We start from the raw sequence: 10,590 nt of genomic DNA, 5'->3' as shown, positions 1-10,590 counted from the left end.
TCGTCACTGTGTTGTTGAACCGATGTGTTGCAGTTCCTGTAGTTGAGAGGGTTCCGTCGAGGGTGAATGCGCTGTTGACGGTGAGCGTTCCTGTGTTATCCGTCATCCTGGCCGTGTCCTTGATGGTTAAGGTGCCGGGCACGGTGACATCCTGATCTCCCATGTCGAAGGTGCCGGCTTCGACGATCAATTCACCGCCGGGGCTTACCAGCTCAAGTGGGTGATTGATGAGCTGTGTGGTGCCGCCTCCACGCTTGTACACGTATTTATAGTAGGATGATGATGTTCCGGGGTCGAACGTCTGTGTCGTGCCCGCAGGGGGATTCAGAACGAGATTTTTAGTGCCCATGTACAGCGTGTTGCCACCAACGCTGACGTCACCTGAGACCGTGATATTATGGCCGTTTGCATCGAGTTTCCCCGATTCTATGGTGAGGTCGCCGATCATGTTGAGGTTGTCGCCCAGGGAAACGGTGATCCCGTGGCCGCTCACCACGATGTTGTTGTATTCGATCGAGTCTCCGCCGGTGTCGAAGGTTGCCGTATCGGTGAAGGTTATCGTGCCACCGTTGTGGTTGATCACGCCGACACCAACACCACCATAGTCATCGTTATCGAAATCACCGCCGACGGTCAGATTGCCCGATGTCAGGGTCAGTTGACCTACCCCTGTACTGTGGATGAAATTCTCAAGGGATCCCACGCTGACGGGGCCGCTTCCCAGGATGACGATGCCGGAGTTTTCCAGGGTGCCGACGACATCCACGGTTATGTTATTCGTGCCGAGGTCGAGAACGCCCTTGACCGTCAGATCGCCGAGGTATGTCTGCGATCCTCCCGTGGCCGTCATCCGGCCGCCAGCCTTCACAGTGACATGGTACTTGAAGACGACATTGCAGTTGCCGAAATTGAGGGTCTTCCCCGAGTCGATGGTCTGCGATCTCGTGACGATCAACTGGCTGCCTCCCGTCAGGAGGGCGGTGTCGTTGGTGGAGAGAGTACCGTCCACGGTCACCTTCTGATCTCCCATGTCGAATATGCCGGCCTCAACGGTCAGATCGCCTTCATCGGCACCAAAGGTGGTAAGCTTGAGCGAATTGTTAATCAGCCGTGTGGTGCCTTCACCCTGTTTGGTGATATCGTTGTAGGTTGAGGATGGGGTTCCGGGATCGAACGTCTGAGTTGTACCCGCGGAGGGATTCAGAATCAGATCGGCGTAGGCATTCCCCATGTTCAGCACGCCGGATACGCTCACGTTCCCCGAGACGGTGATGGTATACCAACTTGTTGCGCCGCTGCCCCCAGCGAGGGTGCCTGACTCCACGGTCAGCGCGCCGAGCATGGTGAGGTCACCACCCAGTTTGGTGGTCGTCCCATATCCCCTTTTGATGATGTTGTAGAACGTCGCTCCTTTCGGGGTAAGGGTGCCGTCGTTGGTGAAGATAACCGTGCCGTTGTTGTGGTTGAAGACGGAGGAAGCGTGGTTGTTGAAATCACTCTGCACGATCAGGTTGCCGGAAGTGGATGTGAGCTGGCCGTTGTTATCCACCGATGCGACGCTGACATCGCCGGAACCCAGGATCACAACGCCATTCGAATTAACCGTCAAAGCGCCGCTGACGTTCACCGTGACGTCGTTGGTGCCGTTATCGTAGACACCGTCAACCGTCAATTTCTTCATGGTCTGCGTCCCACCCGTGGCCGTCATCCGACCCGATACACTCAACCCGTTCGTCCCCTTGATGGTGACATCGTAGCTTCCGGCATTGAACGTCACCCCTGATGGGATGGTGAGATCCTCCTCCACCACCAGATCCGATCCCAGGGTGCGGGTGCCGCCGGTGATGCTCAGCTTATAGAACCCGTTGACGCTGGTGTGCTCCAATATGCCGGTGCCGGAGAGATAGACGGTCGATTTGCCCGGATCGAACGTTCCTGCGCTTCTCCAGTCTCCCCTGACGTAGATAGCGTTATCCGTATCCGATGAGCAGATGATCGTTCCGGTTCCCGTCACGGGGGCGCCGTCAGGGCCGAAGTTGTTCAGCGAGCCTATCGGTTTATCCGAAGTGCCGAGGGAGCCTTCGTAACTGGCGTTACCGATGTAGATAACACCGGTGTTGAGTATGTTCAACGTTTTATCAGCGGAACTAGGCGCGATCGTGCCGGTGCCGTCGGCGTCTGCGAGGTTGATGGTGCCGGCGTTGTTAAAATTCACCACGATATCCTTAGGGTTAACGGGTTTAATCGTCAAGGTTTTATTATTGCCAACGGTAATGGTCGCTCCAACCTTGTTGATAAAGGTGAGAGGCGAGACCCCTATGGTGGTATCGCCTGTGATGGTGATGGACCCGCTGTTGTAGAGCGAACCTGAGACGCTGATGGTGACGTCATCTTGGTCGTTGCTCATGCTTCCGCCGGGTTCGATGACGAGGTCCTCAGACACGGTTAGAGTTACAGAGCCAGCAGACCAGGAAAGCTCTGCTCCACGTTTAATGGTGAGGGATTTGCAGTTTGCATTAGCACCTATCTGCGGCTGGTACTTCGTGGCCGGGATGATGACGTCGTCACTTGCTGTTGGTGCAGCATCGTTTGGGCTCCAGTTGTTTTTCTCTGACCATACACGAGTAGCTCCACTAGCTCCACCTACCCAAGTCCTAGTTGTCGCATCAGCAACAGACAGGCTCAAAAACAGAACCACCAGACAGCCCATCAGGATCAGCGGGGCCGCCCGGGTTAAGTTAAACCTACCGATTATCATCTCTTCCCCCTCCTTCTTTCAAGGCTTTTAACCGGTGTAACATCTACCCATGGCTGATCGTCCGCAGAGAAGTAGCGGCGGACAGCGGACCGCCGACCGCGGACGTTGAAGCGATAGCCGCAGGCTCTCTGCTGATGGCCGTTTTAGTCAGGTGGGCGGAAGGAGCTCCGCCCCCCAACCTCATATCACCCCAACAATTATTAGAGCTCATCGCGGTATCCGCCGGCATCGTTATCATTGCTGCCCTGCCCGATGCCGCCGTGATTCGCACCGCCGTCCTTGTTGCTTCCGTCAGCGTTGCTCACCGGGAAGGTCAGGTCTGAATCGGACACGCCGTCATCGATCGTGTCCAGATCCTGCGTCAGATCGTTCCAGATGTCCATGATCTGGTCGGCCACATTGGCTATGGCCACTACCATCGCCAGGCCCAGAAGTCCCATCAAAATGGTATACTCGATGAGGGCCTGACCTTTATCACTGCGGAGTCTCTCCAGAGCTTTCGACATAACACACCACCTCAAAAGGTTTTCATGGACCGAATAAAGGAGGCTTGATTTAAGCGGGCGACCGATGGGAAAACCCTCCGGCCGCCGAACCCGATCTTGAATCCCCCTCGCTCAGTCCATCGTTTGCACCTTATGGGAAGCAAGCTGCATACCAACCTGGCGTCGATTCAGCATAAGGGGGTGAAAATGCCGTATTCAGGCGGGTTCATGGGGGGGTTGAGGGATGTTTAAATCCTTAATCATCGGCCGGGAATTATGCAAGAACTTGCACAGTAAAAGGGCGGAAATGAGGGGAGAACATGCGTCAGTGCTGTGAAGGGGAGTGCATGAAGCTTTTTGCACACTTTGTGCGCGAGGTTGCATAAGCTGGTTTTGAGGCTCTTTGGGCGAAGGTGCCGTGATGATGTATAATATTGCATGTCATCAGCCGGATAGGAGGTGAAGGGATGGGAATTAGGTTGGGATCTCCGGAGAGCTTGGACCTTCTCCCCAGGGTGATGGGGAAGCTCGTCGCTCTCCTTCTGTTAGCTTTGCTTTTCACCCCGGCGCTTCAAGCGGATAAGGTGATATTGGCCACAACCACCAGCACCTATAACACAGGGCTTCTCGATAAGCTGAAACCCCTCTTCGAGCATAGATACGGCGGACATATTGGCCGTCGGGACGGGCAAAGCGCTGAAATACGGCATGGATGGAAACGCCGACGTGCTGTTGGTGCATGCCCCTCCGGCGGAGGAGAAATTCATGAGGGAGGGACACGGCGTCTTGAGGGTCACCTTCATGTTCAACGATTTTATAGTCGTCGCCCCTCCGGAGCTGGATATCCCGAAGTTCAAATCCGTCGTCGAGCTGTTCAGGTATATATATCGGAACAGACTCACCTTTGTCTCCAGGGGAGACGATTCGGGGACTCATAAGAAGGAGAGGGAGATATGGCGTCTCGCCGGGCTGAAGCCGTCTGGGAGATGGTACTGGTCTACAGGTCAGGGGATGGGACGGACGCTTTTAGTTGCCAGCGAGAAGGGCGGCATCACCCTGACGGACAGAGGCACCTATCTCGCCTACAGGAGGAGGTTGAACCTGAGGATAATCCATGAGGGCGACGACCTCCTTCGAAACCCCTATAGCATCATCATCGTCAATCCGGCCAAAAACGACAGGATAAACTACGCCGGTGCCCTCGATTTTCTCCGGTTCATGCTCGATCCTGAGACGCTCGATCTGATACGAAATTTCAAAAAGGAGGGCACCCCGCTTTTCAAAACGCTCATAAACCCAAAACGGAGATAAGATGGATTTCATACTTCACACCCTTGTCGATGCACTCAGATTGGTCTGCGGCGATAGGACGACCTACTGGATCCTGCTCCGCTCCATATACGTCAACGGAAGCGCCGTTTTAATATCATCGGCGATCGCCGTTCCGTTGGCGCTTCTGATAGATATGATCCGATTCAAGTTCGGGGATATCATCGTCACCTTCCTCCAGACGCTGACGGGTATCCCGCCCGTCGTCGTGGGGTTGATCGTGTACCTGTTCCTCTCCCGCAATGGCCCACTGGCCGACCTGGATCTGCTCTTCACCAAGACGGCGATGATCATAGCTCAGGTGCTGATCGCGCTCCCGATAGTCTTCACGATATCACACTCCCACTTCGTCAAGGTCGATGAGAGGATAAGGCTGATCGCTCGAACGCTGGGGGCCGATGAGGTCCAGGTGGCCCTAAAGGTGTTCAGGGAGTCCATCGGCGGCGTCGTCACGGCGATCATGACGGCCTTTGGAAGGGTGGCGGGGAGGTGGGGGCGGTGATGATGGTCGGGGGTAACATCCAGGGCAGAACCCGCATCATGACCACCTCCATCCTCCTCTACACCAACATGGGCGAATTCGAAAGGGCTATGGCCCTGGGGATCATCCTGCTGGCGATCGCCTTCATCGTGAATTTCACGGCGATCTATCTCTCCAGGGCTATCCTGAGAGGATATGATTAGGAAGGGGAGACGGGTGATATACGAGATCGAAGGGCTGAGCTTCAGATATCGAAACGGGGATTTCAGCCTGAACATAGAGGAGATGATTATCGAAGAGGATGGGATCACAGGGATCGTCGGCCCCTCAGGCAGCGGCAAGACCACCCTGCTTTTAAACCTGGCCTTCCTGCTTGTCGGCAGGTGGAGGGAATTCAAATTCGAGGGGCACAGGGTTGAGCTTGAAAACCTGAGATCGCCCAGGAGGAGGGTGACATATGTCCCGCAGAATCCCGTCCTCTTCACCGGCACCGCCGAGTCGAATATCCTTTATCCCCTGAAACTGAGGGGGATCGGCGGAAGGGAGGCGAGGCACAGAGGATCTGTCTGGCCAGAGCCCTGGTCTTCTCACCCGATGTCATCCTGCTCGATGAGCCGACGGCGAATCTCGACGCCGATAACATCCTGAGGATAGAGGGGATATTGAGGGATATATCATCGAGGACCAAGCTCATCCTCGTATCGCACGATACCGAGCAGATAAATCGACTCTGTGATACGGTTTACAGGCTGGAGGGAGGACGGATAGTGGAGAGCTACATGCCGAGTGAGGCGGCCACCATCTGAGACCTGCCCAGCTCGTCGTGAGAGGTAAAGGCGTAATCCACCCTTATCGAGGTCGTTTTAAGCGGGATCCTGAATCCCGCCCCGAAGGTGGGACGTTTCCTGTATAACCCGCATCTCAGCGATAATACCCGCAGTATCGAGAGCTCCGTCCCAACCCATATCTCCCTCTCGTCTGATCGGTAATCGACGTTAAGCAGGAGGGAGACAAACGGTCGTATCCCCATTCGTCCGGCCACCCCGAGCGTATAGCTCAACGGCCTTGAAAAACTCGCCCTGGAGGAGGTATCCCACCGCACATGGGTTCCCAGATCGCGAAGGACGAAGGCCAATCTCATCTCCCCGCTCACCTTATCGCCGTCTCTGGACCAGAGCCTATGTGAGAGGCCCAGATCCACGCCCCATCCCGTCGACATGTTGGTGTAGATCTTCTGTTGGAGCAGTTTCAGGGAGATGCCGGCCGATAAGCGCGATGTGACTCCGATTCCATAGGAGATGAGGATAACGTCGTCATGGCTGTCGAAACTGCCGGATATGATCGGCAGATCTATATACATCTCCCCCGGATCCTTCACCCCATTGCCGTTTTTGTCCTGAAAATCCCCTTTCTTCCCGTTGCCGTTGACGTCTATGAAATCCTCTCCCGTTATGGGTATATCCTCCACGCCAACCCTCATCCAGCCGAGCCCCACGGTCCCGATCCCCTCTATCCTCTGGGCGTATGCGATGAAATTGTATTTCACCAGCCCGGCGCGAAAGGAGCCGAACAGATCCGAGTATGCGGTGGAGAGGGAGTATTTGGAGATGCTTGAGAGCTCGGCCGGGTTCCAGAAAGGCGCCGATGCGTCGTCGGCGTAGCATGAGAGGGCGTTGCCGAGGCCGAGGGCCCTGGCGCTGACGGAATAGCTGAGGTCGTCGAAGGTGTACTCCCCCTGATCGGCGGAACAGATCGCCGCCGATATGAGAAAGACGATCGTGCTTAGAAAAACTGCCGTTTTCATCTCAGCACCACCATCAAAGCTATAATGGCTTCCGATTTCAGGGTAAGTATACAACATACGTTCGGGGAATTTCAATTCGGCCGGATTTCGGGGATTTCCTATACGTCCTTCGATAAGGGGCTAGGCATTTTCCCTTTGAATGCCTAGCCTCTACTACTTAGGTCGATCTAGCTCAGAGGCGATCGAGGCCGTCTCGAAGGCCTATGAGCAAGGACTCGAGTGAGCTTCTCATCGGCTCCATCCTTCTCACCTGGACCTCGGCCTCATACGCCGCTTTGAGGATGTCGGAGGGCGAACCCTCCTCCGGCATCCTCACCCTGAGCTCCTCCCCGCCCGATATCACGGTTATCCCATAACGGGATAAAATCCTACCAAACCGATCCGGATCTCCCCTGATCCTGATCTGATATATCTCCCTCATCTCCTTCTTCAGCTCATCCATCTTTTTTTGCATCACTAATCTCCCCTGGTTGAGCAGGATCACCTCATCGCACACGGCCTCCACATCGGGCAGCAGATGTGTCGAGATGATGGCGTTTATCCCTTTGCTTTTCGTCACGTCCCTGATCAGCTCCAGCATCTCCCTCCTTCCCGACGGATCCATACCGCCTGTGGGCTCGTCCAGCAACAACAGATCGGGATCATGCACGATCGCCTGGGCGAACTTGACCCTCTGAAGCATGCCGGCCGAATACTCCTCGAGCTTGCGATATCTCTCCTCGCCCAATCCCACGTAAAACAGCACATCGTGAGCCCTGCTCATCGCCTCCTCTCTTTTCATGCCGCTGAGCTCCCCCATATAGGAGACGAGTTGAACGCCCGTTATCCCCGGGATAAGACAGGGCTCTTCGGGCATGTATCCTATCCTGCGCCGGATCTCCTTCGCCTCGGCTGAGACATCCATGCCGAATAGCACACATCTCCCCTCGTCAGGTTTCAGAAGGCCGAGAAGGGTTTTGATCAGGGTGGACTTTCCCGCGCCGTTAGGGCCCAGCAATCCCACAGCGCCTCCCTCGACCTTCAGGTTGATCCCATCCAGCGCTATCAGATCGCCGTATCTAACCCTTAAGTTCTGCACCTCTATGATTGTCATTATAGCCACTTGTGGTCATTTTAGGTCATTTATTGTCATTTGTCGTCATTGATAGTCACTTGTAGTCATTAATGACGGCGAAGCCGATTGGAAAACGTTAAAACGTTGAACGTTGGAACGTTAAACGTTCTAATGACGGCGAAGCCAAATGACTTAATGACTACAAATGACAGCTGAGCTATGGACGGCGGACAATTAGCCATAGATACCACACTCAAGGGGAATAAGAGCGTTGTAGACCAGGAACGTCTCATCTGGAGGATTTAAGCGTCCTGCCGTAATACATCATCTCGCGCAGTTCCCCAGGGAGGGAGTATCTCATCTTCAGATGCTTGGGCGTCATCTCCAGCAGGTCTATCCCGTATGTTTTGGCGAACTGCGAGTGGATTTTCCTCTCGTGTTCCGTCATATCGCTTATTGGGAAATCGATCTCAGTGCCGCTCGTCGCTGAATCGCGTATGCCCATCAGTATCTCGACGTCCCTTGCGGCGTTTTCCGGTCCATATGTGAGAGGTTTTCCGTTAACGATGGCCTCGTAGAGGCTTATCCACGCGTCAGCTCGGGCGACGTCGTCCGTGTCCGAAAGCGGGTAATCCCTGAACGGATTCTCCCATACGAGGGGCGGATCTGTATCGACATAGGATCGTACGACGTATCTGCGTCCCTCTCTTTCGACCGTCTCGGTCTTTATCTGGAGCCTCCTTTCACCTACCACGAGTTCCCCTCCCTCAAGGGAGGCATCGGTGCCCGTGATCCTCCAGTAGTTTCCTCTGTTTCTGTTATATTCGTATGTACCCTTTATATTTCGCTCGAACTTCATCTCAGCTCTCTCAAGCACGCCGGTCTCCTCATCAGGGAACTCCCCGTGGGCGGAGAGGGGTTCGGATCGGATGATGCTTCTCACCCCGGCGAAGCCGTGATACGATCCGGATGTGTATGATAGGTAGAAGGATTTCACCTCGCCTAAGATCCCGGCCTTTTGGATCTCCTGTTTCAGCCTTTCGCGAGGCCATCTGGGGACGTTCTCCGATACCTCCAGATATACGCCGTTATCCCTGGCCACTTCCATCATTTGTCTGGCACAGGCCAGGGTTATAGCGATAGGGGTTTCGGTCAGGATGTGCACCTTTGCCTCGGCCAAGGCCTTAGCGATGACGTGGTGTCCTTCAGCCTGAACGGCGATGAAGCCGATGTCCAGCTTTTCGGAGCTAAGCATCTCCTCCACATCCTCGTAGGCCTTGGCCTTGAAGATCGCCGCCGCCTCAGATGCCCTGGTCGGGTCTATGTCGCATACGGCGATCACCTCAAATCTATCCGATAGCTTGGGCAAGGTGGCAAAGTGTGCCCTCGCCCTACCTCCGGCGCCTATGATTCCCACCTTTAATCTCTCCATCTTTTACCTCCTCCTCACGGCGGGTTTCGCCGTCCACGCCTGAAGGCGGACATCCATCTCACCTCTATCGACCTGGACTTCTATAAGGATCGTTATACCACAATTTGAACCTTATGGGAAGGCAAATCGTCTCATCTCGGTTTATCACACACTTGAACTTCGCGAGCAGGATAGGCTATCATAACTATGAAGTAAGGATTCCGGATAACAGACTGAAGGGCAGGAGAGATATGGGAACGTGGGAGACGATAAGGAAGATCTATGAAAAGAAAAGGGAGGAAAGAGAGGAACTCAGAAGAAGGATGATCCGAAAGGTCCTTAAGGCCTTGGATAGACTGTCTGAAAACGTCGAGTTTGAGGAAGCTGTGATCTTCGGATCGATCGTCAAACCCTTCTGTTTCACCGAGCTATCGGATGTAGATGTGGCCTTCAAAGGGCTTGAAAGAGACAAGCTGTTTTACGCTGCGGCTTTCCTGAGTGATGAGATAGGAAGGGATGTGGATGTGGTTGAGCTGGAGAGTATCAGATTTGCCGATAGGATAACCAAGGAGGGTTTGAGATGGAGGAGAGGTTCAAGCTGTTAATAGCCGAGATGGAGGATCAACTGGAGGAGATCGATCGGCTGTTCGACAGGGTTGGGCTGAAATCGGAATCGCTTCACAGGGAACCGGAGAACGATGACGTAAGAGATAGCCTCGGATATACCTTGCATAACCTATACTGCGCCTATGAGGATCTATTTCAGCTTGTGGCCGATTTCTTCGAGAACCAAATTGAGCCCTCAGGCGGATATCATACGCGTTTGCTGAGGAGGATGCGGATGGAGATAGAGGGAGTAAGGCCGAGATTGATCTCGGATGAGAGCTTTAGACTGCTCGATGAGCTCAGAGGATTCAGACATGTTTTCAGACATGCGTATACCTATGATCTCGATCCTATCAAACTGCTCAATCTTGCCGACAAAATCAAGGGGCTTAGAGACACTTTCCGAACGGATTACGAGAAGTTTAAATCCGAGTTATCGTCATAGGCCATTTTATCATCGGATGGGGCTTTACGAGAGCCGCCGGAAAAGCCCACTCTTTTAAGGGAAGGAACGAGGAACTAGGAGAGAGGAGCGAGGATTTTCATTTCCTCGTTCCCAGTTCCTTTTAGAAATTACGCAGCTTTTGAGAAGGCTTGATCCATAAGGGATTCTACCTTCTCAAGGTTGTCTCTTCCCCCATTTGATGAGGATTCAAATAAAG

General features: G+C 54.1%; 9 protein-coding genes and 2 pseudogenes. 6 read left to right on the top strand and 5 right to left on the bottom strand.

Going from position 1 to position 10,590, the window contains the following annotated elements; translation table 11 throughout:
- On the bottom strand, positions 1-2,407 hold a 2,407-nt coding region (locus J7M22_04675), incomplete at its 3' end, for a hypothetical protein (protein MCD6505902.1).
- Between the two features lie 551 nt (positions 2,408-2,958).
- On the bottom strand, positions 2,959-3,264 hold the full coding sequence (locus tag J7M22_04670; GenBank protein MCD6505901.1) for a hypothetical protein: 306 nt from the start codon (positions 3,262-3,264) through the stop codon (positions 2,959-2,961).
- Positions 3,265-3,761: 497 nt separating this feature from the next.
- Here J7M22_04670 and J7M22_04665 point away from each other — a divergent pair.
- From J7M22_04665 to J7M22_04650, 4 genes and pseudogenes are all read left to right on the top strand, one after another.
- Positions 3,762-4,554 (top strand): annotated as a pseudogene (locus J7M22_04665) (substrate-binding domain-containing protein).
- Between the two features lies 1 nt (position 4,555).
- A pseudogene (locus J7M22_04660) lies at positions 4,556-5,256 on the top strand (ABC transporter permease).
- On the top strand, positions 5,249-5,701 hold the full coding sequence (locus J7M22_04655) for an ATP-binding cassette domain-containing protein (GenBank protein ID MCD6505900.1): 453 nt from the start codon (positions 5,249-5,251) through the stop codon (positions 5,699-5,701). The pseudogene J7M22_04660 and the gene J7M22_04655 overlap by 8 nt, the downstream one beginning before the upstream one ends.
- 14 nt (positions 5,702-5,715) lie before the next feature.
- Entirely contained in the window at positions 5,716-5,859 is a 144-nt protein-coding gene (locus J7M22_04650; GenBank protein ID MCD6505899.1) for a hypothetical protein, read from the top strand.
- On the opposite strand, the gene J7M22_04645 is transcribed toward J7M22_04650, so the two are convergent.
- From J7M22_04645 to J7M22_04635, 3 genes are all read right to left on the bottom strand, one after another.
- Positions 5,829-6,857: a PorV/PorQ family protein gene (locus J7M22_04645; GenBank protein ID MCD6505898.1), complete on the bottom strand. Its 1,029-nt coding sequence runs from the start codon at positions 6,855-6,857 to the stop codon at positions 5,829-5,831. The genes J7M22_04650 and J7M22_04645 overlap by 31 nt on opposite strands.
- Before the next feature lie 172 nt (positions 6,858-7,029).
- Positions 7,030-7,959 carry an ABC transporter ATP-binding protein gene (locus J7M22_04640; GenBank protein ID MCD6505897.1) on the bottom strand — a complete coding sequence of 310 codons (930 nt, stop codon included), beginning with the start codon at positions 7,957-7,959 and terminating at the stop codon, positions 7,030-7,032.
- Positions 7,960-8,200: 241 nt separating this feature from the next.
- Positions 8,201-9,343, bottom strand: a complete 1,143-nt coding sequence (locus J7M22_04635) for a Gfo/Idh/MocA family oxidoreductase (protein ID MCD6505896.1) — start codon at positions 9,341-9,343, stop codon at positions 8,201-8,203.
- A 230-nt stretch (positions 9,344-9,573) separates the two neighbouring features.
- On the opposite strand from J7M22_04635, the gene J7M22_04630 reads away from it, so the two are divergent.
- The gene (locus J7M22_04630) at positions 9,574-9,927 is read left to right on the top strand and encodes a hypothetical protein (protein ID MCD6505895.1); all 354 of its coding nucleotides are present in this window, start codon (positions 9,574-9,576) and stop codon (positions 9,925-9,927) included.
- On the top strand, positions 9,903-10,373 hold the full coding sequence (locus J7M22_04625; protein MCD6505894.1) for a hypothetical protein: 471 nt from the start codon (positions 9,903-9,905) through the stop codon (positions 10,371-10,373). The genes J7M22_04630 and J7M22_04625 overlap by 25 nt, the downstream gene beginning before the upstream one ends.
- Positions 10,374-10,590: the final 217 nt, after the last annotated feature.

This window comes from Candidatus Poribacteria bacterium (assembly GCA_021162805.1).
In the GTDB taxonomy this organism is placed as follows: domain Bacteria; phylum Poribacteria; class WGA-4E; order B28-G17; family B28-G17; genus JAGGXZ01.
Note: the sequence above shows the minus strand (reverse complement) of the source record. Positions and strands in the feature narration are given on the sequence as shown.

What these genes read in the sequence shown, in the direction of transcription:
- J7M22_04670 (MCD6505901.1), bottom strand. Translation starts at nt 3,264, where the DNA reads ATGTCGAAAGCTCTGGAGAGACTCCGCAGTGATAAAGGTCAGGCCCTC.
- J7M22_04655 (MCD6505900.1), top strand. Translation starts at nt 5,249, where the DNA reads ATGATTAGGAAGGGGAGACGGGTGATATACGAGATCGAAGGGCTGAGC.
- J7M22_04645 (MCD6505898.1), bottom strand. Translation starts at nt 6,857, where the DNA reads ATGAAAACGGCAGTTTTTCTAAGCACGATCGTCTTTCTCATATCGGCG.
- J7M22_04635 (MCD6505896.1), bottom strand. Translation starts at nt 9,343, where the DNA reads ATGGAGAGATTAAAGGTGGGAATCATAGGCGCCGGAGGTAGGGCGAGG.
- J7M22_04630 (MCD6505895.1), top strand. Translation starts at nt 9,574, where the DNA reads ATGGGAACGTGGGAGACGATAAGGAAGATCTATGAAAAGAAAAGGGAG.
- J7M22_04625 (MCD6505894.1), top strand. Translation starts at nt 9,903, where the DNA reads ATGGAGGAGAGGTTCAAGCTGTTAATAGCCGAGATGGAGGATCAACTG.